At 65.3% G+C, this 22,861-nt stretch carries 22 protein-coding genes; 9 read left to right on the top strand and 13 right to left on the bottom strand.

Annotated elements, in window-relative coordinates:
• Positions 1-167: 167 nt before the first annotated feature.
• Positions 168-449 carry a PqqD family peptide modification chaperone gene (locus K9B35_RS12810; protein WP_224922249.1) on the bottom strand — a complete coding sequence of 94 codons (282 nt, stop codon included), beginning with the start codon at positions 447-449 and terminating at the stop codon, positions 168-170.
• 135 nt (positions 450-584) lie between these two features.
• On the opposite strand from K9B35_RS12810, the gene K9B35_RS12815 reads away from it, so the two are divergent.
• Entirely contained in the window at positions 585-1,484 is a 900-nt protein-coding gene (locus K9B35_RS12815; protein ID WP_224922250.1) for an HPr kinase/phosphorylase, read from the top strand.
• On the top strand, positions 1,481-2,299 hold the full coding sequence (locus tag K9B35_RS12820) for a sulfotransferase domain-containing protein (protein WP_224922251.1): 819 nt from the start codon (positions 1,481-1,483) through the stop codon (positions 2,297-2,299). The genes K9B35_RS12815 and K9B35_RS12820 overlap by 4 nt, the downstream gene beginning before the upstream one ends.
• On the opposite strand, the gene K9B35_RS12825 is transcribed toward K9B35_RS12820, so the two are convergent.
• The 3 genes from K9B35_RS12825 to K9B35_RS12835 form a co-directional block, all read right to left on the bottom strand.
• The gene (locus tag K9B35_RS12825) at positions 2,293-4,224 is read right to left on the bottom strand and encodes an asparagine synthetase B family protein (RefSeq protein ID WP_224922252.1); all 1,932 of its coding nucleotides are present in this window, start codon (positions 4,222-4,224) and stop codon (positions 2,293-2,295) included. The two genes, K9B35_RS12820 and K9B35_RS12825, sit on opposite strands and share 7 nt — an antisense overlap.
• Before the next feature lie 29 nt (positions 4,225-4,253).
• A complete protein-coding gene (locus tag K9B35_RS12830) occupies positions 4,254-4,427 on the bottom strand; it encodes a hypothetical protein (RefSeq protein ID WP_224922253.1) in 174 nt (57 codons plus the stop codon).
• Positions 4,428-4,607: 180 nt separating this feature from the next.
• On the bottom strand, positions 4,608-4,781 hold the full coding sequence (locus K9B35_RS12835) for a hypothetical protein (RefSeq protein WP_224922254.1): 174 nt from the start codon (positions 4,779-4,781) through the stop codon (positions 4,608-4,610).
• A gap of 291 nt (positions 4,782-5,072) precedes the next feature.
• Here K9B35_RS12835 and K9B35_RS12840 point away from each other — a divergent pair, with 291 nt between their 5' ends.
• Positions 5,073-6,368, top strand: coding sequence for a sugar MFS transporter (locus tag K9B35_RS12840; protein ID WP_224922886.1), 1,296 nt, complete (start codon positions 5,073-5,075; stop codon positions 6,366-6,368).
• 191 nt (positions 6,369-6,559) lie between these two features.
• Here the strand turns inward: K9B35_RS12840 and K9B35_RS12845 are convergent, their stop codons facing one another.
• From K9B35_RS12845 to K9B35_RS12855, 3 genes are all read right to left on the bottom strand, one after another.
• The gene (locus K9B35_RS12845; protein WP_224922255.1) at positions 6,560-6,865 is read right to left on the bottom strand and encodes a hypothetical protein; all 306 of its coding nucleotides are present in this window, start codon (positions 6,863-6,865) and stop codon (positions 6,560-6,562) included.
• 120 nt (positions 6,866-6,985) lie between these two features.
• Positions 6,986-7,399: a hypothetical protein gene (locus K9B35_RS12850; RefSeq protein WP_224922256.1), complete on the bottom strand. Its 414-nt coding sequence runs from the start codon at positions 7,397-7,399 to the stop codon at positions 6,986-6,988.
• A 248-nt stretch (positions 7,400-7,647) separates the two neighbouring features.
• Positions 7,648-8,466, bottom strand: coding sequence for a flagellin (locus K9B35_RS12855; RefSeq protein ID WP_224922257.1), 819 nt, complete (start codon positions 8,464-8,466; stop codon positions 7,648-7,650).
• A 280-nt stretch (positions 8,467-8,746) separates the two neighbouring features.
• Between K9B35_RS12855 and K9B35_RS12860 the strand changes: the two genes are divergently transcribed.
• Positions 8,747-10,522 carry a methyl-accepting chemotaxis protein gene (locus tag K9B35_RS12860; protein WP_224922258.1) on the top strand — a complete coding sequence of 592 codons (1,776 nt, stop codon included), beginning with the start codon at positions 8,747-8,749 and terminating at the stop codon, positions 10,520-10,522.
• A 119-nt stretch (positions 10,523-10,641) separates the two neighbouring features.
• On the opposite strand, the gene K9B35_RS12865 is transcribed toward K9B35_RS12860, so the two are convergent.
• Positions 10,642-12,315 carry an amidohydrolase gene (locus tag K9B35_RS12865; RefSeq protein WP_224922259.1) on the bottom strand — a complete coding sequence of 558 codons (1,674 nt, stop codon included), beginning with the start codon at positions 12,313-12,315 and terminating at the stop codon, positions 10,642-10,644.
• A gap of 142 nt (positions 12,316-12,457) precedes the next feature.
• On the opposite strand from K9B35_RS12865, the gene K9B35_RS12870 reads away from it, so the two are divergent.
• The 3 genes from K9B35_RS12870 to K9B35_RS12880 all read left to right on the top strand — a co-directional run bounded on the left by K9B35_RS12870 (position 12,458) and on the right by K9B35_RS12880 (position 15,126).
• Positions 12,458-13,702, top strand: a complete 1,245-nt coding sequence (locus tag K9B35_RS12870) for a threonine ammonia-lyase (protein WP_224922260.1) — start codon at positions 12,458-12,460, stop codon at positions 13,700-13,702.
• Between the two features lie 43 nt (positions 13,703-13,745).
• Positions 13,746-14,024 (top strand): hypothetical protein, encoded by a 279-nt coding sequence (locus K9B35_RS12875; RefSeq protein ID WP_224922261.1) that lies wholly within the window; start codon positions 13,746-13,748, stop codon positions 14,022-14,024.
• Between the two features lie 313 nt (positions 14,025-14,337).
• Complete coding sequence (locus K9B35_RS12880) at positions 14,338-15,126, top strand: arginyltransferase (protein ID WP_224922262.1); 789 nt, start codon at positions 14,338-14,340, stop codon at positions 15,124-15,126.
• Here the strand turns inward: K9B35_RS12880 and K9B35_RS12885 are convergent, their stop codons facing one another.
• The 3 genes from K9B35_RS12885 to K9B35_RS12895 are packed head-to-tail and all read right to left on the bottom strand — an operon-like array spanning position 15,127 to position 18,346.
• The gene (locus K9B35_RS12885) at positions 15,127-15,933 is read right to left on the bottom strand and encodes a transglutaminase family protein (protein ID WP_224922263.1); all 807 of its coding nucleotides are present in this window, start codon (positions 15,931-15,933) and stop codon (positions 15,127-15,129) included.
• On the bottom strand, positions 15,933-16,868 hold the full coding sequence (locus tag K9B35_RS12890; protein WP_224922887.1) for an alpha-E domain-containing protein: 936 nt from the start codon (positions 16,866-16,868) through the stop codon (positions 15,933-15,935). Before K9B35_RS12890 ends, K9B35_RS12885 begins: the two co-directional genes overlap by 1 nt.
• Positions 16,869-16,873: 5 nt before the next feature.
• Positions 16,874-18,346, bottom strand: coding sequence for a circularly permuted type 2 ATP-grasp protein (locus K9B35_RS12895; protein ID WP_224922264.1), 1,473 nt, complete (start codon positions 18,344-18,346; stop codon positions 16,874-16,876).
• 361 nt (positions 18,347-18,707) lie between these two features.
• Here K9B35_RS12895 and K9B35_RS12900 point away from each other — a divergent pair, with 361 nt between their 5' ends.
• Positions 18,708-19,034: a hypothetical protein gene (locus K9B35_RS12900; protein ID WP_224922265.1), complete on the top strand. Its 327-nt coding sequence runs from the start codon at positions 18,708-18,710 to the stop codon at positions 19,032-19,034.
• A 225-nt stretch (positions 19,035-19,259) separates the two neighbouring features.
• Positions 19,260-19,895 carry a hypothetical protein gene (locus tag K9B35_RS12905; RefSeq protein ID WP_224922266.1) on the top strand — a complete coding sequence of 212 codons (636 nt, stop codon included), beginning with the start codon at positions 19,260-19,262 and terminating at the stop codon, positions 19,893-19,895.
• A 261-nt stretch (positions 19,896-20,156) separates the two neighbouring features.
• Here K9B35_RS12905 and K9B35_RS12910 read toward each other — a convergent pair whose 3' ends face one another.
• Positions 20,157-20,762, bottom strand: a complete 606-nt coding sequence (locus K9B35_RS12910; protein WP_224922267.1) for a redoxin domain-containing protein — start codon at positions 20,760-20,762, stop codon at positions 20,157-20,159.
• Between the two features lie 24 nt (positions 20,763-20,786).
• Positions 20,787-22,823: a protein-disulfide reductase DsbD family protein gene (locus K9B35_RS12915; protein ID WP_224922268.1), complete on the bottom strand. Its 2,037-nt coding sequence runs from the start codon at positions 22,821-22,823 to the stop codon at positions 20,787-20,789.
• Between the last annotated feature and the right edge of the window lie 38 nt (positions 22,824-22,861).

Consider the following 22,861-nt stretch of genomic DNA (forward strand, 5'->3'; position numbering starts at 1 on the left):
GAGTGGCTTCTATGCCCGGCTTCAGATTCGGTCAACAGGGTTTTTGCATTTTTGTTGCGCCACACCCCAAACCCGCAGAAAACTGCGGTTTACACCCCAGCAACACCTACCTGCCATAGCAATCCCATGATCGAATCACCCGCCGAATCGCGCACTGAGCGGCGCCGTTAGCCGGTGCAATGCTCGATCATATTCTGCGCTTCGAGGTAGTTGAGGAACGCCAGCGTATCGCTGTCGACCGTGTCCCGTGGCGCCTGGTAGGCGTTGGCGAGGTCAGTGCAGAGGTCCCGCACCCGCACAGGTTCGCGTAACCGTTCCCAGATCGCGCGGCTGGTGACCTTCAGGGCGAAATAGGTACCGCTTTCGAGGCTCATCAGCACGGTTTCCTCGCCCATCGCAGCGCCAAGGAAGCGGGCATTCCGAACAATAACCGTATCAAGCGTGACCATGACGTTCCTAATTCTTCCTCGCGGTTCCACGATCCACATGGCGCGGGTGGATGGACGGAGCGGATCGTATAGACGGCGAGAGACGTGAGATCGATTCCCTCAAGGAAGCTGACGGGACGTATGACCGATTATCGATTGTTCGGCTGGCGGGTGAAAAGCGCCCTGCTGCTCCCGGAGCTTTTACCGTGGCAGGGTGACGCGCGCGCAGCGGATCTCGTCATCGAGGTTGGTGCCGTGCCAGCGCCCGACCCGGACTGGCCGAGCTTCAGCCCCGCCGTGCAGATTGGTCCGACGGGCGTGCGGGTGACGATCCCGGCGGTCGCACATTATTGGGTGGAAGCGGGCACGCATGTGATCGTGCAGCCGATTTTGCCCGAAGACGCCCCGGATATCAGGGTGTTCCTGCTCGGAACAGTGCTTGCGATCCTGTGCTTTCAGCGCGGACTGCTGCCGCTGCATGCCAGCGCGGTGGATATTGATGGACGCGCGTTGCTGGTGTCGGGCGTATCCGGCGCCGGAAAGTCGACATTGGCCGCAGCGCTGTCCGCCCGGGGTTATCGCCTGCTGAGCGACGATCTCTGCGCGCTCGAGATGCAGGATGGACACGACCTCAAGATTCTTTCCGCGTTCCCGCGCGTCAAGCTGTGGCGCGATTCGGCAGGCCAGCTCCAGCTTCCGGTCGAAGGCCTGGAACATAGCCGCGCGGAATTGGAGAAGTTCAATGTTCCGCTGACCCGGGAGCGGTTCCAGTCGGATGCCCTGCCCCCTTCGCAAATCGTGTTTCTGCGGACCGAGCGGGCGCCGGATCTGCCACCGCCGCGCCCCCTGGTCGGGGTTGAGGCGCTGCGGCGCTATGATCTGGTTCACCGCTGGCGGCTGGGCGTGGCGCTCGGCTACCAGCCGCTGATTTTCAACGGCATGGCGCGGCTGGTTGAAGCCGTTCCGGTCGTGGAGGTGGCGCGGAGCGAGCATCTTGCCGACCTGCCCATGCTGGTCGAACAGGTCAGCGCGCTCGGGGCGATGCCGCGCGAATGAGCGGGATATACTGGCTCGCGTCCTACCCGAAATCGGGCAACACATGGCTGCGGCTGTTGCTGCGGTCCTATGCGGCGGGCGGGGCGGCGGTCGATATCAATGCGGCGGCACCCAAGGGCTGGAGTATCAACGCGCGCGCAGTGTTCGACGAGGCGATCGGTGTTGCGGCATCGGATCTGACCGATCGGGAAATTCTGGCATGGTGGCCGTCGGTATTGCGGCAATGGGCGCTTGGCCGCCGCGATCCGGCCTATCTGAAAACCCATATGATTGCCTGGCCGTTCGATCTTTCCTTGGGGGCGGTCTATCTGGTCCGCGACCCGCGCGATGTCGCCCTGTCGCTCGCCCGCCACGCAGACCGCAGCATCGATGCTGCGATCACGATGATGGGGACCCGCGACAAGATCATGGATCGTTCGCGCGATCAGCTACCATCACGATTGCCGCAACTTTGGGGCAGTTGGAGCCAGAATGTCGAAAGCTGGCTTGGGGCCCTGCCCTTTCCGGTCCACGTCCAGTCCTATGAAGCGTTGCGCGCCGATCCCGCCGCCGCGTTGACCGAACTGCTGCCGGTTCTGGGCTTTCAGGTCGATCGGGCGGCGATCGACGCTGCCGTCGCCGCAACGGCGCTGGAAACGTTACGGGCGCAGGAAGCCGCGAGGGGCTTTGTCGAAGCGGAGGGACCGAACCGGTTCTTTGGCGAAGGGCGCGTCGGGGGCTGGCGCGACCGCCTGACGCCCGCGCAATGTGCCCGGATCAAAGCCGATCACGGGCCGGCGATGGCGCGCCTCGGTTATCTCGACCCCGATTACTGATTGCCGCCCTGGCTCCAGCGGATGAAGCGACCGGTCTGGACGGCGCGGGGCAGCATCTGTGCGAACTCAAACCGCCGGGCTTCTGCAGCAGCCGCATCCTGCGGCCAGTCATCGATCAAGCGCTTCAGGCGGGGCAGATCGAGCATTTCGGCGGCCAACGGGGTGTTGCTCAAGCGTTCGATTTCGGCGGCGAAGCTGTCGCGTTGCGCGGTGATCCGGGTGAACCATTCCGGACTTTGCCGACCATAGCCGCGCTCGGCAATCAGCGCCGCCGGCAATCGATCGGCAAGCGCCCGGCGGGCAAGACTGCGCTCCATCCCACCGAGCAGATATTGCTCGCGTGGGATCGCCAGACAAAATTCCGCAAGGTCGGGATCGGCGAACGGGTCGCGTATCTCGAATCCGTAATAGGCACGCAAAGTCCGCAGCGTTTCGAGAACACGGACGCGCTGGCCCTCCATCAGGTGCGCAATGAGCTTCCGGCTATCGGTAGTGTAGAGAGACAGCCCGTCGTCACCCCGCGCCTCGAGCGTCGCGCGCAGTCCGACATCGACTGCGAAATCCGAGCGGATCGCGGCAAATTTGGTGGAGGCGTCGCGACTGTCATGCCGCCGCCGCCACAGCGCAGCGCGCAGTTTTGGCGGCAGCGCGGGAAGCAGAACCTGCCCCTTGATGGTGCCCCAGAGCGTGCGATTGCGATACCTGGCAGCACCCGGAAGCAACCGGAGCAACTTATCCAGTCGTCCGGTTCGGGCAAGATCGCCCAAGCCGCGCAGGCCGTCGAAGCTGAGGGTAAGATTGCCCGACGCGCCGTTCAGCAGCACGCTGTGGCCATTCCGCTGAACGGCGCGGTAGGCCGCATCGAACCAGCCAAGATGATTGGCGTTCATTTGAGGACGTCCGCCCGCAGCGAAAAACGGGGTGGGATCGGTCTCGATCGACGCGGCTTCGGTGGAGTGGCAAAAATGCGGGTCGAGATTGGGATAACGGGCCGCGAGCGCGTCGACATAGGGCCGTTCGCGGTCATACCACCCCTCACGCGCGGCGACCGTCTGCCCGGGTGGCGGCTCAAGCGTGTAGGTGGACAGGGAATCGGGGGCGAGCAGGCGCGCTGCGGTCGCCGCAACCGCCGAGCTATCAAGACCGCCCGATAGCAGGAGCCCCGGCGTCCGGGCGCTGCGCAGCTTGCGCTGAACCGCCTGGTCGAGCAGGCTGCGCGCCGCTTCGGCATAGGCTTGCGGCGTCGGCAGGGTCACGCGACGGCGCGGGTCGAGGCGCCAGAATGGCCGTTCGCGCACGCCCCGCGCGTCGGCGGTGAGATGCGTTCCCGGTGGGACGAGGCGGACGTCCTTGAACACCGTATCGCCCGGATCGCCGACCGATGCGGTGAATTGAAGCGCGAGCTGGAGCGGATCGAGCGCCTTTGGGACGCCGGGAAATTGGTGGAGCGCGCTTAACGTGGTCGCGAACCAGAACCCTTTGGGTCGTGCGTGCCAATAGACGATGCGCATCGCCATCGGTGCGACGATGAGGTGCACGCGCCGCTCGCGCGGATCCCATAGCGCGGCGCAGTAGTCGCCCTTGAGCCTGTGAAGTGAAGCGAAGCCATGGCGGTCGAGCCACGCCGCGGCGATCTGAGAATCCGGGGTGTGCGGGGGAAGGCCGAGCTCCGCCGCCATCGCGGAGGGCTCAAACAAATATCCGTCGAACAGGATGACTCGACCAGCCGAATCCTGAACCGGCTGGCGCTCGGCGCGATCTTCCGTGGTGACGGCGCGCTGGGCGTGCGCCAGCACGGCAATCTCATCGCGCCAAACCCTTGGCTTTGCGAGCACGGTGCTTAAGAATTCAGCTCCGGCGCGCGCACGATCTGCTTGGGTCAGTTCTTCGGGTGCAAAGGCAAGATAGCCGCGAAAATCACTCATCTGCGAGAATCAACGCGGCCAGCAAGCCCTCAAGACCCGGTCAAAATCCCCGAGCCATCGTCACCCGGATTCGAGAAGTTCTGGGTAAACTCGTTGATCGAATACACCGTCATCGACTGGAGTGGCGCAACCCAGCGCGGCGCGAGCGCGTCCGACGAACCCGAATCGGTCACCGCTTCCTGGCCAAACTGCTGCTTTTCCATTCAGATTCCCCCCAGATTGCTCAGCCGCTGCATCGGACGCGGAGTGCAGATATAGGCTTCCATATCAGTCGGAACTTATCTTAACCAGATAGTCGGTGGAGGGCAACCGCGGCCGATTTTTCATGATCTGCTGCTAAGGATTGTGTTCGCGATCAGCGCTGCCGAGGCTATCGCCCGACCTCAAGACTGGGTGAAAATCCCCGAGCTATCGTCGCCCGGACTTAGGGCGGTCTGGGTAAACTCGTTGATCGAATACACCGTCATCGACTCGAGCGGCGCAACCCAGCGCGGCGCAACGACGTCCGACAATACCGCGTCCGTAACGCCTTCAAGCTCAATGTGCTGCTTTTCCATTCAGGTCGCTCCAGATTGTGCCCAACGCGAGCCCCGTTCGGCGCTAGCCGAGGGTGTCTGCGGGACAGCGATGATCTCCCGCGGCCTTACCGACATCGCCGGCGGATCGCAACGGGAAGTCGTTACGGGAACGACCGCGCCGTTCCGTTCGGCGTTGCCCCTCTCAAACGCCCCCCTGCCCGCTTCGCTATATGCCCTGCGCACTTTCCCCCTCGCCTTTCGCGGATGCGGCGTTAAACATCGCCCGCAGCTGACAACGTTATCAGGAGAGGGGCCTTGGCCGCACCCATCATGGACATAAGCTCGAGCGACCCGAATTCGGGCGATCCGGGCGCACAAGGGGTCAACGCCCCCGACCTTCAGGTTTTCGTCTTTGCCTTGTTCTTCATCTTTGGCGGGATCACGTCGCTCAACGACGTGCTGATCCCGAAGCTGAAGGAGCTGTTTACGCTCAACTACACCCAGGCGATGCTGATCCAGTTCTGCTTCTTCACCGCCTATCTGGTGGTCGGCATTCCGGGCGCGAAGCTGGTCAAGAAGCTCGGCTATATGCGCGGCGCGGTGGCGGGCCTCGTCACCATGATCGTCGGCTGCCTGTTGTTCATCCCGGCCGCACAGACCGCGACCTACGGCCTGTTCCTCGGCGCGCTGTTCGTGCTGGCGAGCGGCGTGGTGATCGTCCAGGTCGTCGCCAACCCGCTGATCTCGCTGCTCGGCAAGCCGCAGACGGCGCATAGCCGCCTCACCTTTGCGCAGGCGTTCAACTCGCTCGGCACGACGATCTTCCCGCTGGTCGGCGCAGCGCTGATCCTGGGCAGCATCGCCAGCGTCACGGCCGCTGACCTGTCGGGCGCCGAACTGGCCGCCTATCGCAGCGCGGAGAGCCAGGCGATCGTCAACGGCTATCTGGGCATCGCTGCCGCGCTTGCGGTGGTCGCGATCGCGGTCTGGCTGTTCCGCAACCGTCTGAAGGGCGAGCGGCATGAGGCAAGCAAGGGCTTTGCCGGACTCGATCTGGTCAAGCGTCCGCGCTTCGGCTTCGGCGCGCTGTGCATTTTCCTGTATGTCGGTGCGGAAGTGTCGATCGGCTCGCTGATCATCAACTACCTCGCGCTCGAGCGCGTGCTGGGGCAGCCGGAATCGGTCGTGGGCTGGATGATCGCGATCTACTGGGGTGGCGCGATGGTCGGCCGCTTCATTGGCTCGGCACTGATGCGGGTAATCAGCCCAGGCAAGCTGCTCGGCTGCGTCGCGGTCGGTGCGGTTGCGCTGATCATCATCTCGGCGAACACCAGCGGCACGGTCGCCGCCTATTCGCTGCTCGCGATCGGCCTGATGAACTCGATCATGTTCCCGACGATCTTCGCGCTGGCGTCGGAGCGGCTGGGTAGCCGTGCGGCGGATGGATCGGGGATCATCAACATCGCGATCTTTGGCGGCGCGGTCATTCCGCTCGCCACCGGCGCGATTGCGGACTCGACCGGCAGCCTCGCGATCGCGTTCGCGCTTCCGGCGCTGTGCTACGCGGTCATCGCGGGCTTCGGCTATTACGCACGCCGTCCCTATGACGGCCCGGTGGCGGGATAAGGATTTGCGGTAGCGGTCCGCTCCCCCGCCCGGCCACTCGCGCAAGCATTCTATGGGTGGCCGGGCGGGGGAGCGGGCTGGTACCGCAGCCTGCTCAAAAACGTCGAAGGGGCCGGCGTGAGGGATCTCGCCGGCCCCTTCTTCGGGGGATCTTGTGAGGGGCGTGCCAGTGGCGCGCCCCTTATTTCATGTCAGGCCGCGATTGCGTCCTGGCTGGGCAGGCCGGGCATGGCATCGACCCAAAAGTCGTCGACCGAGCAGCCCGGCACCAGCGCCGGCGCGCACAGCAAGGCAACGCAATCGGCGAGCTGCGGCGCTTCGGCCGGGCCGATCGTTTCCTCGATCATCTCTTCGCTGGCGCCCGGTGCGGCCAGCAGCCGCTCGCGCGCTGCGTTCCACAGCCGATCCGCGTCCGACAGGGTGAGCGTGACGCTCACGCGGAACTCGGGCTGAGGGCCCACGCCCCAGACTCGGCGGTCGGGGTCGTTCTTCAGCATATGTGTTTCGCGTGGATCCATTATGCTCGTTCCCTGCTTTCGAGCGCCCGTATCTCGCCTCACCAAATGGCCGTTTCGGTGCCAGAGCGAAATACTGCGCGATTACCTATTGTAGTTTTACTAGGCGGCTGCACTGGCCGCGGAGATGCTTCCCAAGGCGCGGGCATGCGCCCCGACGATGCACAATTCGGCATAGAGCCGGTCCCACATGGTCGCGGGAATCGTCAGCATCGCGTCGTCGAGAAGGTGGCGGCGCACCTCGATCCGCACGACCGGATCGTGGGAGAGGCTGAAGATCGCCGCGAGCGGGCCGAGCGAGGTTTCGTCGGGAAGCTGCTGCCGCCCCGCCAGCCGGGCAGCGACGAGATAGCCGCAGAGCAAGTCCGCGCCATGTACGTCGAGCCGCACTTCGGCGTCGATGTCGGGTCGGCTGAGCCAGACCGATGTGCCGCGCGCGCCGGTTTCGATCGCGACGCGCAATCGGATGCCGGTGGCGTCGATGATTTCTCGGATGCGGGGGGCGCTGGTTACCATGCCATTGTTATAGATACGTCAACCGTTCCACGGGTGCGGCTCCGGTAAAATTCACTGCATTTTTTAGCGCTTACGCGCTGGCGGCACCTGCCCGCTCCCCCACCCGGCCACCCATCGAAGATACCTTGTGGGTGGCCGGGTGGGGGAGCGGGCAGGTGCCGCAATTCGGCGAAGCCGAACAGAAGAGCACAAAAAAACGGGCCGGAACGCTTGCGCGTCCCGACCCGCCTTTGTCAGGGTAGATGAAATTAACGGAACAGCGACGTGATCGTCTGCGGCGCCTGGTTGGCAATCGACAGCGCCTGCACGCCGAGCTGCTGCTTGACCTGCAGTGCCTGGAGCTTGGCCGATTCCTTCGCCAGGTCGGCGTCGACAAGGTTGCCGATGCCGCTCTCGATCACGTCCGACAGCTTGCTGACGAACGACTGCTGGCCCTCGATCTTACGCGAGGCAGCGCCCAGGGTGCTCATCTTGGTGTTGATGGCAGTGGCCTGGGTCTCGAGAGTGCCCACCATCGTCTCTGCCGTGGCGGCCGAGGTGAAGGTGGTGCCGATTGCGGTCACGACCGCAGTGAAGTCCTGGTTCGCAACGTCGAGCGTGTCAGCGGCCATATCGGTCGACTGAAGCGCGCTCACCGAGCCGCTCGCCGCCTTCAGCAGATTGGTGCCATTGAATTCGCTCGATTCAATGACGGTTTCGATCTGCTCCTTGAGCCCATCGAAATCTGCTGCAAGCGAGGTACGGCTTGCGGCGTCCAGACCCGCGTCCGAAGCTTCGATCGCCTTCGCCTTCATCTGATTGACGATGTCGGAGATCTGCTCGGCGCCGGCAACCGCGACGTCAACCGTGCTCTTTGCACGGCTGAGCGACGAGCCGACCGACTTCAGGCCGCCCAGATCGCCGCGAAGCGTCTGTGCAACCGCGAAAGCGGCCGAATCGTCCTTGGTCGACGCGACGTTCATGCCGGTGTTGATGCGGCTCTGGGTCGTGGACAGGGACTTGTTGGTCTGATTCAGGCTCTGAAGAGCCGCCATCGCGCCAGTGTTCGTGTTAACGGAAAAACCCATGATCATATTCCTTCTGGAAAGAGTGGCCGCTTCTGCAGCCAGGTCCTAGACGCAGGCCCAGCGACGGTTCGCACAGCGCGTCCCGCCCTTGCTTTTTGGGAGGCCGCAGACCGATCCGGTCGCGGCCAGGCAATATTGATGGTTAGCAAGGAATTAAGCTGCGTCCGGGCGCGTTCCGCCGCGCGGTAACAGGGCGATTCCATGTCCTTGTCCGACCGGAACGAGTGCCGCGGGTCTATAGTGGCTGGACCAGGGAGCGCGCAGTGTCGCGCCCCCGCCCGTGACAACCAAAGGCTCGAACCCGATGCAGAACTGGCCAATCTGGCGCAAACTTGCCGCCTCTTTCCTCGTCCTTGTCCTCACCTTTGCCGGTGTGAGCGCGCTGATCGTCAGCGCGATCAGCGGCCTTGAGAAGGCGCAGGCTGAAAAGGCGAACGCCCATACCGGCGCGCGCGCCAGCCAGACTTTGCTCTATCTGACCCTGGAACAGATGAACGCCGTGCGCGGCTTCACCATTCTCGGTCAGCCCGCCTTTTACGAGACCTATGTCGAGAACCGCGACAAAGTGACCGAGGCGGTCGAAGAGATCCGCACCGTTTCGCAGGGGCATGATTTCGGCGGAATGATCGACGAATATGCTGCAGCCACCACCGAGTGGCAGAAGGACAAGCTGGAGCCGACGATCGCGCTGGCACGCGACCCCGCGACCCGCGCCGAGGCGCAGGAACTGGCGGGCAAGAAGCAGCTCAGCCGTATCCGCGACGCGATCAAGGCGCTTGATGCGGCCCAGAAGAACCGCGTTGTGGCAGCCGATACCGAGGAAGCGAATTTGCGCTCCGCCGTCCATTGGACGCTCGGCCTTGGCATCGCGGTCATGCTGGCGCTTTCGGCTGGCCTTGCCTTCCTGCTCAACCGTTCGATCGCCAAGCCGGTGGCTGACATGGTCGGCAAGATGGGCCGCCTTGCCGCAGGCGACCATGCCGTCGAGGCCGAGACCGGTGAGCGCCGCGACGAAATTGGCGACATGGGCCGCGCGCTCCACGTCTTCCGCGACGCCGCGATTGCCAAGGATCAGGCCGAAATCGCCAAGCAGGCCGCCGAGGCCGAGCAGAAGAAGATCGTCGACCTGCTAAGTGGCGCGCTCAAGCGCCTGTCGGCCGGCGATGTCTCGCACAGCATCGATGCCGATGTAGCGCCAGCCTATCGCGGACTGCGCGACGACTATAACTCCGCCGTCGCGGGCCTGCGCAACCTGGTCTATGCGGTCAGTCAGAGCGTCGATGCGATCCGCACCGGCACCAATGAAATTGCGAGCGCCACCAACGACCTCGCGCGCCGCACCGAGAGCAACGCCGCGTCGATCGAGGAAACCGCCGCCGCCGTCACCCAGATCGACGGCAGCGTCCGGGCAAGCTCGGCCGCTGCGGGCGACACCGTGACCCGTGCCGACCGCGCCCATGGTGCCGTCGTGTCGGGCCGATCGGTCGCTGAAGAGGCGATGCAGGCGATGACCCGCGTTTCCGACAGCGCCAAGGGCATCGACGACGTGATCGAGGGCCTCGACAAGATCGCGTTCCAGACCCGCGTTCTCGCCATGAACGCTGCGGTCGAAGCAGGTCGCGCGGGCGAAGCGGGTCGCGGGTTCGCGGTGGTCGCCGACCTCGTGTCCGCACTCGCCATGCGCGCCGAGGAGGAATCCAAGCAGGCGCGTGAGCAGCTGACGGCGACGCAGGTCGATATCGAAGGTGCGGTCCAGGCCGTGCGCCGCGTCGACTCCGCGCTGGTCGGGATCGCCACCGATGTGGAGGAGGTGAACAGCCTGCTCGACACGGTTGCGGAAGGCAGCCGGTCGCAGGCGAATGCCATCAGCGAGGTGTCCGGTGCGATCCAGTCGCTCGACAGCGCCACCCAGCAGAATGCGGCGATGGTCGAGCAGACCTCCGCTGCGGCGCAGACGCTGAGCACCGAAGCTGATCGCCTCGCCGAGCATGCCAGCGCATTCCAGCCGGTTACGGGCGCACGCCACGCCGCGGCGCCGCTGCATCTGGCGGCGTAGCCTCAAACCCCTTTCGCGCGTCCTTCCCGGAGCGCGGACGGCCCGCTCTCCGTCCTGCCACCCACTCCCTCGTGGTGGCGGTCCGGATGGGCGGGCCGAAAGTTTTTGGGCGCGTTAGTTTATCGCCCGCCTGAAGCGTCGCTGCTCGCGCGGCGATAGACCTGCTCGCCGCCGACCCAGGTTTCGATCACCACCGTCGCGCGCAACTCGCTCGGCGAAGCGAGCAGCGGATCGCGGTCCACGACGATGAAGTCCGCGCGCATACCCGGCGCAAGATGGCCGAACTTGGTCTCTGCAAAGCCGGCATAGGCACCATCGAGCGTGAAGGCGCGCCAGGTGCGTTCGCGGGTGAGCGCTTCCTCCGGTCGCCAGCCGCCATAGGGCTGCCCCTGCGCGTCCTGCCGAGTGAAGCCGGTCGCCCAGCCCTCGAACGGATTGGGGCTTTCGACCGGATAGTCCGATCCGAACGCGATCCGCGTGCCATTGGTCAGCATCGATTTCCACGCATAGGCACCCGCCAGCCGCGCCGCGCCGACGCGCGCCTCGGCCATCGTGCGGTCGCTGCTCTGATGGACCGGCTGCATCGACGCGATCACGCCGAGCTTGCCGAAGCGGGCGAGGTCTGCGGGATCGATGACCTGGGCATGCTCGATCCGCCAGCGCCGATCGCCCTTATAGGCGTCGCTGACCTCTGCGATCGCGTCGAGAACCTGGGCATTCGCGCGGTCGCCGATCGCGTGGATCGCGAACTGAAACCCGTCCATCGCGCCGCGCACGATCAGGTTGGACAATTGCGCATCGGTGAGGAAGGGCAGCCCGCGATTGCCCGGCGCGTCGCTATACGGGGCCTTGAGCCACGCCCCGCGCGAGCCGAGCGCGCCATCGGTATAGAGCTTGATCCCGCCCATCCGCAGCTTGTCGCCATACAGCCACGGCGTCGGGCCGCTGCCGCCAATGCGCAGCGCGGTTTCGACGCCGTCCGAATAAGACATGATCCGCATCCGGAGCAGGCCAAGATCGCCCATGCGGCGATAGGTCAGCCAGTCATCCACGCTGGTACCCATGTCCGCGCTGGCGGTGACGCCCATCGACAACAGGATTTCCTGCGCCTTGACGAAGGCCGCGTTGCGGTCGCGCGGGGTGGGCTGGGGCAGCGCCTTTTCGATCAATTCCATCGCCGCGTCGACGAACACGCCGCCGGGCTTGCCCGCGACCAGTTCGATCCGGCCGCCGCTGGGCGACTTGGTTGCCGCGGTGATGCCCGCCGCCTTCAGCGCCGCGCTATTCGCCCAGCCGGCATGACCGTCGGCGCGGACCAGCCAGGTCGGGGTGTCGCCGGTCGCTGCATCGAGCTCCGCCGCTGTCGGGAAGCGGCCAAGGCCCCACACTTCCTGGTTCCAGCCGCCACCGGTGATCCAGCGCCGCGTCGCATTCTCGGCGGCGTAGCGGCGGATCGCATCCTGCGCCTCCGCCAGCGAACGGGTCGCCGACAGGTCGAGCGCGAGCGCGCGGAAGCCGAGATTCATGACATGGCCGTGCGCATCGACCATGCCGGGGATGACGACCCGCCCCTTGAGGTCCGCGCGCCAGTCGGGACGCTCGGGACGCTTGTCGCCGCGCTTGAGCAACTTGACGACCTTGCCGTCGGGCGAGAGCACAATGCCCGTGAAACGCACCACCTCACCCTGCTCGTCCAGGGTCATGCCATCGACATTGTCGACCAGCGCGTCGGCGAGAGCAGGAACGGGAAGCAACAGCGCGGCGATCAGGGCAAGCGAGGCGGAAAGGCGCACAATGGTCTCCGAAAGCGACGGCCGGGTGGAAACCTGACCTTGGCGGGACATTCGAATAGGCGGTGTTCCCCCGTCGCGCCAGATGGTCTAGGGCGCGCCCACCGGCCCGGCGGCGTTACCGGGAGCCAGGAAAGTATCGATAATGGCAACTCAGGCTGTGCCCGCACCCACCGACCTCCCCCTCGCCCTTGCCGATGTGCAGATGGCGGCGGAGCGGATTGGCGGGTCGATCGTGCGCACGCCGACCTTGCACAGCAAGACGCTGTCCGACCTGACCGGCGCGACCGTCTATCTCAAGTTCGAGAACCTCCAGTTCACCGCAGCCTATAAGGAGCGCGGGGCGCTCAATACCCTACTGCAGCTCGACGATGTCGCGCGCGCAAAGGGCGTGATCGCGGCGTCCGCCGGCAACCATGCGCAGGGGCTGGCATATCACGGCAACCGCCTCGGCATCCCGGTCACGATCGTGATGCCCAAGCCGACGCCAACGGTGAAGGTCACCCAGACCGAGGGGCATCGCGCGAGCGTGATCCTGGAGGGTGAGACCTTCGACGAAGCCTATGCCCATGCGCGCCAGTTGGAGGCGAAGAACGGCTATACGTTCGTCCATCCGTTCGATGATCCGCGCATCATGGCGGGTCAGGGCACCGTGGCCCTAGAGATGCTGGCCGATGTGCCCGAGATCGACACGCTGATCGTCCCGATCGGCGGCGGCGGGCTGGCGTCGGGCATGGCGACGGTCGCCAAGGCCGCGGATCGCCCGATCGAGGTGGTCGGGGTCGAGGCCGAGCTGTTCCCGTCGATGTACAACCGCATCAAGGGCACAGACCTGCCGATCGGCGGCGACACGCTGGCCGAGGGCATCGCGGTTCGCGATCCCGGCGCGATCACGTCGCGGGTGATCGAGGCGCTGGTCGACGACATCGTGCTGGTCAGCGAGCGCAAGCTGGAGGAATCGGTCAGCCTGTTGCTGCAGATCGAAAAGACCGTGGTCGAGGGCGCGGGCGCGGCGGGCCTTGCCGCGCTGCTGTCGAACCCCGAGCGGTTCGCGGGCAAGACGGTCGGCATCGTGCTGTGTGGCGGCAATATCGACACGCGGCTGCTCGCCAATGTGTTGCTGCGCGATCTGGCCCGCTCGGGCCGCCTCGCGCGGCTGCGCATCCGGTTGCAGGATCGCCCCGGCGCGCTGTTCCATGTCAGCCGCATCTTCCACGAACAGGGCGTCAACATCATCGAGGTGTATCACCAGCGCGTGTTCACCTCGCTCCCGGCCAAGGGCCTCATCACCGACATCGAGTGCGAGACCCGCGATGGCGCGCATCTCGACCGGCTGATGGCGGCGCTGCGGGCCGCGGGCTATTCGGTGAGCATGGTCGAGCTGGACTAGGCTCGCGTGCGGCTTGGACTCGAGCGACTATGGCAGACCCGCGATGACTAAAGTTCATGGCGTTTACATCTTCCACGGCGCCGGAGCGCGGTTCGCGGCTGCGGTCTACGAAACTGTAGAGCAAGCGACGGCTGACATAGCGAGACACGGGCTGAGCGGGGTGCTGACTTGGTATCCTGTCGGTAAGACCGTCTATCACCATGTTGTCGATGAAGGGCTTTTCGCGGCGAAGGACTACGCCGACGGGAAATTTGTGCAGTCCTTCACGTCCGCATTCCTTGATCACTACCATTTTGCGGATGGCAAGACGGATTGCTCGTAACGGTGGGCGGGTGGCTCGGGCAGATAAGGCCCGCTGCGCCCCCCATCTCGAACGCTGGTGCAGACCTACACTTGTCCACAGCGGAGGGACGAAGCGAATCGCGCGCGCGATGAACCGAGTCGCCGCGCCCTCCCCACCGAATCAGTACTACAGTATGACTACGGCTTGACGTGCCTTGCGGTCGCGCAATCCCGAATAATGACTGTTCCGGCGTTAACCCATTTTCATGGTAAATCGCCTTTTCATCGTGATTTCGCCGCTTCATAAGGATCACGTTCGACGCACAACGCGTGGTTTGAAAGGGGCGAACGGGGTGACGGCACTGACGCGCTTTCCACGATTTTTCGTGACCAGCCCTTCGACCTGTCCGTATCTGCCGGGGCGGCAGGAGCGGAAGATCTTTACCGAGCTGAACGGCCCCCATGCCGGCGAGCTCAACGATGCGCTCGGTCGCATCGGGTTTCGCCGCAGCCAGTCGGTCGCCTATCGGCCAAGCTGTGTCGGGTGCAACGCGTGCCTCTCGGTCCGGGTCGTCAATGACGAGTTCCGTCCCAACGCCACCCAGCGCAAGCTGATCCGTCGCCATTCGGACCTGTCGGTCACCGCGTGCCGCCCCTGGGCGACCGAGGAGCAATATGCGCTGCTGCGCCGCTACCTGTCGGCGCGGCATCCGGGCGGGGGCATGACGATGATGGATGAGACCGACTATGCCGACATGGTCGAGCAGTCGCCGGTCAGCACCTATGTCATCGAATATCGCGAGCCTGAGGAACTGGGCGGGGCGCTGGTCGCGGCCTGCATCACCGATCAGCAGGGCGATGGGCTGTCGATGATCTACAGCTTTTTCGCCGCCGACCATCCCGAGCGGCAGGGCCTCGGCAACCTGATCATCATGGACCATATCGTCCGTGCCCGCAGCGCCGGGCTGCCCTATGTCTATATGGGCTATTGGGTGAAGGGCAGCGACCGGATGGCGTACAAGACGCGGTACCGGCCGATGGAAGTGCTTGGCCCCAATGGCTGGTCGCGGATGCCGGACGATGCCGACGCCACGGTGACCGAGCCTGCCCCGCAGCCGGTCAAGCTGCGCGCGTTTGCGTAATCAGGCGTCGCCGTTCATTCGTTCGACCTGAAGCTCCACTGACAGTTCCTCGACGCCTTCGCCCTGGCGGATGCCGACGATGGGGGCGGCGCCATTGAAGTCGAGCGCGGTGGCCATGCGGACATAGTTCGCGTCGGGGCTGATCCCGGCCGAGGGATCGAAACCGATCCAGCCCAGCCGATCGACCCATGCCTCGGCCCAGCCATGCGGGGGGCAGGTTCCCTCGCCGCAATTGCGGTAGCCCGAGACGTAGCGGGCCGGCAGGCCGAGCGCCGATGCGCCGGCGATGAAGATATGGGCGAGGTCGCGGCAGTCGGGGTCGCCTCCCGCCAGTGCTTCAACCGCGGTCGCGCCGCGGTCCGGGCGGTCGGCGGCATCGGGGAAACGCTGGCAGAGCGCGAGGTTCCAGCTGTGCAGCTGGGCAAGCACCTCCCCGCTTCCCGCCATGTCGCGCGCCCATTCGGCCAGCGTCGCGTCGGGGGTCGTGCGGGCGGTGATGCGGCGGAACATCGGCGGCGGGAGCAGCTCGTTGCTGCCGAGGACCAGCCCGTCGGCCTCGGTCGTCAGCACCTGTCCCGCCACGGTAATCTCGATCCGGTCGATCGGCCCTTCGGCATAGAGCATCGTCACGCGGTTGCCGAAGCCGTCGATCGAATCGCGCAGCCGGACGTCGCAATCGACGTCGATGCGCCAGTCCACGACGGTCTGATCATGCGTGTCGCCAGGCGTCAGACGCAATGTCTGGACCAGCCGCTGTTGCGGCTCGCTGAAGCGGTAGCGGGTCTGGTGGTCGATAGCCAAGCGCATCAGATAAACCTGAACTGGCGCGCAATGGCGGCGTCGAGCAGCGCATTTTCGCGGATGAAGGCTTGCAGATATTCGTGCAGGCCACGGACGATCACTTCATGGGCGCGGGTCTTTTGCATCCGGGCGATGCGGGCGCGGGCCATACGGTCGGCCTCGCCCTGCAACCCGGTGCGCTTGGCGAGGGCGTTGAGCTGCTCGACCACCTCCTCGACGCATCCGGCGAGGCTGCGGGGCAGTTCGGAGCGGGTGATCAGCAGGTCGATGACGTTCGATGGCCGCAGCCCATCGCTGTAGAGCCAGCGATAGGCGGTGACCGCCGAGACGGTCTGGAGGATCGTCGTCCACTGGTCGCGGTCAACCAGGCCCCCTACCCGCTCGCCCTCTGGCAGCAGCAGATGGTACTTGACGTCGAGCAGGCGTGCGGTGTTGTCCGCACGCTCGATCGCGGCGCCGAGCTGGATCAGCATCGTCGCCTCATTGCCCATCATGCGGTGGATCGCGCCTTCGAACCCGCGCGCTTCGGCCATCACCCCTTCGACCAAAGCGAGCGTGCTCGCAGCGCCGCCGGGGCTGACACGCTTAGCGAACAGCAGCCAGAGGCGGTTGATCGCGGTCCATGCTTCGCGGGTCAGCGCGGTGCGGACGGCGCGGCCATTGTTGCGCGCCTGTTCAAGGCAGCGGACGATCGAGCCGGGGTGGCTCATGTCGAGCGTCAGGAAATGCGCCACCGGCTGCTGGCTGATCGTCTGGTGCGCGGCGGCATAGGCTTCTTCAGTATAAGTGACGCTGAGCGCGCTGGCCCAGGCCGCCTCCCCCGCCGGACGGGCGGACAGGGCGTCGAGACGGACGGTCGCTTCGACCAGCCGGGCGATGAAGTCGGCGCGCTCGACATAGCGGCCGAGCCAGTAGAGCGACGACGCGGTGCGGGAGAGCATGCGCATCAGCCGACCACCTGCGTCTGTTCCTGCCCCTGTACCGGCCCGTCGGGCATCAGGACGAAGCTGTCCTTGGTCCCGCCGCCCTGGCTGGAATTGACGACCAGCGACCCTTCCTTGAGCGCGACGCGGGTCAGGCCGCCGGGGACGACGCGGACGCCGTCGGAGCCGGAGAGGACGAACGGGCGGAAATCGACATGGCGCGGGGCGAGGCCGGTTTCGGTGACGGTCGGCACAGTCGACAGCGCCAGTGTCGGCTGCGCGATGTAGCGATGCGGTTCGGCGATCAGCGCGGCGCGGAACGCCTCGATCTCGGCCTTGGTCGCGGTCGGGCCGACCAGCATGCCATAGCCGCCCGAGCCATCGACCAGCTTGACCACCAGATCCTTGAGATTGTCGAGCGTGTATTTCAGCGCATCGGGCTCGCGGCAACGCCAGGTTTCGACATTGGGCAGCTTGGCCTCACCGCCGGAGTAGAATTTCACGATCTCCGGCATGTAGCTGTAGATCGCCTTGTCATCGGCGATGCCATTGCCCGGGGCGTTGATCAGCGTGACGTTGCCGGCGCGGTAGGCAGCCATGATGCCGGGGACGCCGAGCATCGAATCCGGGCGGAATACGAGCGGGTCGAGGAAATCATCGTCGATGCGGCGATAGATGACGTCGACGCGAACACGCCCGGCGATCGTCTGCATATAGACGATGTCGTCATCGACCAGCAGGTCCGCCGCCTCGACCAGTTCAACCCCCATCGTGTCGGCGAGGAAGCTGTGTTCGTAATAGGCCGAGTTGAAATGGCCTGGGGTCAGCACGACCGACACCGGGTTCGCGCCGCTGCGTTCCGGCGCCACCGATCGCATCGTTTCGCGCAGCATGTCGCTGTAGCTGTCGACCGCGGCGACGCGGAAGCTGCGGAACAATTCGGGGCAGAGGCGGATCATCGCCTCGCGGTTTTCGAGCATGTAGGACACGCCCGACGGGGTGCGGGCATTATCCTCAAGCACATAGAATTCGTCGGGGCCGGTGCGGACCAGATCGATGCCACAGATATGCGCCCAGACATCGTGCGGCGGGCGGATGCCGACCACTTCGGGGCGGAATTGCGGGTTGAGCAGCACCAGTTCGGGCGGCAGCACCCCTTCCTTGAGGATGCGGCGCTCGCCGTAAATGTCCTGGAGGAAGGCGTTGATCGCCTCGACCCGCTGAACCAGCCCTTCGGACAGGCGGGTCCATTCGTCGTGCATGAAGATGCGCGGCACGATGTCGAACGGGATGATGCGTTCGCTGGCGTCGGTATCGCCATAGACGGCGAAGGTGATCCCCAGCTGGCGGAAGGTCGCTTCGGCCGATTGCTGGCGGCGGTGGAGTTCGGCGTGCGGGGTGTCAGCCATCCAGCGCGCGAGTTCGTTGAATTGTGGTCGCGGCTTTGCCGGCCCACCATGACCCCAGATCTCGTCGAACGCGCGGCTTACCCCCATCAACCCTCCAAAGTCCCGAACCCCATTACGGTTCCATGCTGCAATGCTTTGTTGCGTCGCACAAGGGGGTGTGGGGGTGTCCGACGAAGCTGACGAGAATGGGGGTGTTTTGGGGTGACGCGACTGGGAGGGGACGGGTTTGGGAGTGGGAGGCGACTGTGAAGCGACACTGGCGCGACTGGGGCGCGACTTTGGTGCGACTGGGGTGTCAGGCTAGGCGTGGTGCGGGGGCGAAGGGTCGGCGGCATGGGTGGAGCAGATCAGGAAATTTCCAACTTGTATCCAACAAAGTGGGGCTGGGCGACCGTTGTGATCTGCGGCCACATTGCAGGAGCAGCGCGGTTCGTGCCAATGTCTACGCATGGAAGAAGAGCTTATTGAAGAAGGCTTCTGGCGACGTTTTGAAGAAGAGCAATCAACGCTTCCATGGCCGATTCCAGATACAGGTTGGAATGGCCGCTCCGAGTTTCTGATAAAGTTGGCAGCGCTTGAGGCGGCAGGCCCATATATGGATTGGATGGGTTTTTCTTGCTGCAGACTATGCGGGAAAGTTAACGGCGCCTCTGACTATCGCGCTGAACGATGGACATGGCCGGAAGGCTATCGTCACTACATCGCCGATCATCTGATCCGACCTTCGCGTGAATTCGAGGAGTTCGTCCTCGGTGTGCAATCCACGAGCGCCTAGCCGTAGCTCCACCCGTCACCCGGCCTTGTGCCGGGATCCACCGGGAGGCTGGCATGGGGGTTGAGGCTCGGTCGCTGCGCATATGGTGAGGTGGACCCCGGCACGGGGGTCGGGGTGACGATTTGGTTGGGCGTTGGGGCCGCCTTCCGGCGCGGACAATCGCTGGTGGATCACGGTCGTTCGGCGACCTAGAACGGTGCGGGTTGCGATCGACGGGAGATAGCGGTGCTGACGATAGGGCTCAGTCTGGGGAGCGTGATGGCGCTGCCGGTGGCGATCGCCGCTCCATCCGAACCGCAGCCATGCCCGGTCGGGACAGTGATCGAAGCAAAGGAAGCTCCGGAGACGGATGCGGCGTTTCGGTCGCTCTCGGCGCGGCTGAAGTATCGCACCACGCTTTACTTCGCGGCGAGCCCGCCGTCATGCGCAGTGGCTGTCGAGGCGTTCGACCCCAATAGCGCCGTGGCTCGGCTCAAGGGCGGCGGCTATTTCTGGAATCGGGGCAGCACCGCACCCGTCCGCATTACGGCCGATCTGTCGTTCGTGGAGAAGGGGATCACCTATGATCCCGGGACCAGACTGAAGGGCAAGCGGCGCTGTGACCCGCAGGCGATCGATAGCAGCACCTATGGTCCGTTTGGCAGTTGCGTGGCGCTGTATCGCGGGACGCAGGGGTTCTATCTGCGGGTCCGTTCGGCACGGGGCGGAGCGGAGACGGAAATCGTCAGCCTTCCCGCAACGGTGCGCTATGTCGCGATCGATGCCGGGGATTGGGCGCATGATGTGGGTGGCGAGATTGCCCTGATCCGGGCGCCGTCGGCCTCTGCTGCCGTGGATGTTTATACGTTGGTGGGGAGCTGAGGCGGGCGCCGGCTTTTGGGTTGGGCGCGGAGGGTGAAGAGGCAACAGCAGAAGAAGAAGAAGAAGAAGAAGAAGAAGAAGACCCTCCCCAACCCCTCCCGCAAGCGGGAGGGGCTAAGAAAGAAGTGGGCGGGGCCGCTATTCCTCCCCTGCGCCGCAGGGGAGGAATTGAGCCACGCACCTATCCCCCAAGCAAAAAGGCCGGGGTTTCCCCCGGCCTTCTCTCCTTCCCTGCCCCCTATCACAGGGAAGGAAAGCCCATCACTCGGCGTATTTGACCGAGCAGCCATAGGGCGTGGTCTGGGCGACCGAGACGGCTTTGCCGGCCTTGATCTCGTTCAGCGCGGCGAGGACGTGGTTGCGTGCCGACCCCATTTCCTCGACGCGGGCGGCGGGTTTGTCGTCGATGCCGCCCTGAAAACGCAGCGTGCCGGCGCCGTCGATGATGTACATGTGCGGGGTGGTCTTGGCGGCATAGCCCTTGCCGACCACGCCCTTGGGGTCGAGCAGGTAATGGGCTGGGCTCGCCTTCTTGTCGCCGACCCATTTCTGGGCCTCGGCGCCCTGCATATAGCCCTGCTTGCCCGGTGCGCCGGAGTTGATCGTCAGCCACACCACGCCGCCGGCCTTGGCCGCGGCCTGGGTCTTTTGCATGTTGCCTTCGTAATGGCGCTGCACGAACGGGCAGCCGGGGTTGTTCCACTCCAGCACCACGGTCTTGCCCTTGAAGTCGCTGAGCTGGACGGTCTTGCCGCTGGCGTCGGTCAGTTTGAAATCGGTCGCCTTGGCGCCGTTGCTCTGTTGCGCGGCGGCAGGGAGTGCGAGGGCCGCGAGGGTCGCTGCGGCAAATGGGATCAGTCGGTGCATCGGCTCATCTCCTTGATCTACGGTTCATTTGCCCCCGGTTAGCCCGGTCAACATGCCTTGCGTGAGGAGTTGCGGCAAGACCTGAGGTTCGCTCGCGCCGGCCGGGTACCAGAGGTAGAGCGGGACGCCGGCGCGGTTGTGGCGTTCGATGAAGCGGCCGAGCGCGGGGTCGCCATCGGTCCAGTCGCCGACAAGGACGGTGACGCCGCCCTTGGCGAAGGCGTCGCGGACGGCGTCGGTTTCGATCGCGGCCTTTTCATTGACCTTGCAGGTGACGCACCAGTCGGCGGTGAAATAGGCGAAGACGGGTTTGTTCTGGGCGCGCAGGTCAGCGAGCTTGGCTTCGCTGAAGGGTTGTGCGCCGGAAGCGGTGGCTGCTGCGGCCGCGGGCTTTTCGATGCCGCCGACCAGCCACATGCCGCCGATCACGATGGCGAGGCTGAGCGCCCAGGCGATGCCATTCCCGGCTCCCCGGATCTGTCGCCGGCCGAGCGCCCACAGCACGACGCCGAGCGCGAGCGCGACGATCAGGCCGGTGGCCATGCCGTTGACCCCGGTGAGGCCGCCGAGCACCCAGGCGAGCGCGATCGCGGTGAGGAACATCGGGACCGACAGGATCTTGCGGAACGTGTCCATCCACGCGCCCGGCTTGGGCAGCATCCGGCGCAGCGCGGGGATGAAGCCAAGCAGCAGGAACGGGAGCGCGAGGCCGAGGCCGAGGCCGAGGAAGATGATGAGCGCGATATACCACGGGAGCACGAGCGCCGCGCCGAGGGCTGCGCCCATGAACGGGCCGGTGCACGGCGTGGCGATGAACGCGGCGAGTGCGCCGGTCATGAATGCGCCGCCACTGCCGCCGCCCGCGAGGCGTCCCGCGAATTTCGGGGTCATCAGCTCGAACAGCCCGGCAAGGTTGAGCGCGATGCCGAGTACGAGGAGCAGGAGCAGCAGGATGACGCGCGGGTCAGTGAGCTGGAATGCCCAGCCGACGCTCGCCCCCGCCGCGCGCAGGCCGAGCATCAAGCCGCCGAGCGCGAGGACGACGAGGACGACGCCTGCGGTGTAGGCGAGACCTTCGGCGCGGGCGGCGCGCTCGCTGGTGCCGCTCTTGGCGAGGCTGAGTGCCTTGAGGCTGAGGATCGGGAAGACGCACGGCATGATGTTGAGGATCAGCCCGCCCAGCAGCGCGCCGCCGAGCGCGAGCAGGGCTGCGCTCCAGTCGATGCCGACTGGCGCTGCGGGTGCGGCGGCGACGGTGCCGGGGACGGCGGTGAGCGCAAAGCCGTCGCGCTCGCCGGTGGCGAGGATGCCGTCGAGGCGTTCGGGGACTTTCGACCCGGCCTTGACCGAGAGGATCAGCGTGTCGCCGTCGCGGGTGACGCTCTGTGGTGCGGAATAGGTGACGGCGTCGGCTGTCTGGGCGAAGAAATACGCGTCCTTCCACAGATCGACCGAGGCGGGGAACGGGATCGCGATGCGGAGCGTGCCGTCGGTCACCTGGAACTTAGCCTCGCTGCCCAGCGGCTTGGGCAACAGGCGGCGCCACTGGTCGAACTGTGCGCGGCGCTCGGGGGTGATACTGCCGTCGCCGACCTTCAGGTTGATCGTCAGATTTTCAGTTTCGGGGACGCAGATTTCGTCGGTGCAGATCAGATAATCGGCGCGCACCGCGATCGGGAGCGCGGTGCCGGGGGCGAGCCCGGCGGGGATCTTCAGCGTCGCGAACTGGGTGTAATTGCCCTTGTAGATATAGTTCATGATGCCGGCGATCATCAGCCGCGTCGGGACCGGGTAGCGCAGCTCGCCCGCGGTCACGCCCTGTGGCAGCGTCCAGTCGAGCCGCGTGTCGAGGCCGGCGTCGCCGGGGTTCTTCCAGTATCCGTGCCAGCCGGGGTTGGGTTTGGCGACGAAGGCGAGCGTCACCTCGCTTCCGGCGGCGGGGGCGTCGCTTTCCGCTACCAGATCGACCGTCAAATTATTCTGCCCGACCGGCTGGGCGGCGGCGGGAAGCGCGACCAGCGCCAGCAGGAAAGTCAGGAAAACGAAACCGAATCTGCGCATTGCCCGCCCTTGCCGTACCTAAGTCTTGGGAACATAGC

The sequence above is a fragment of the Sphingomonas sp. R647 genome (genome assembly GCF_020177055.1).
In the GTDB taxonomy this organism is placed as follows: domain Bacteria; phylum Pseudomonadota; class Alphaproteobacteria; order Sphingomonadales; family Sphingomonadaceae; genus Sphingomonas.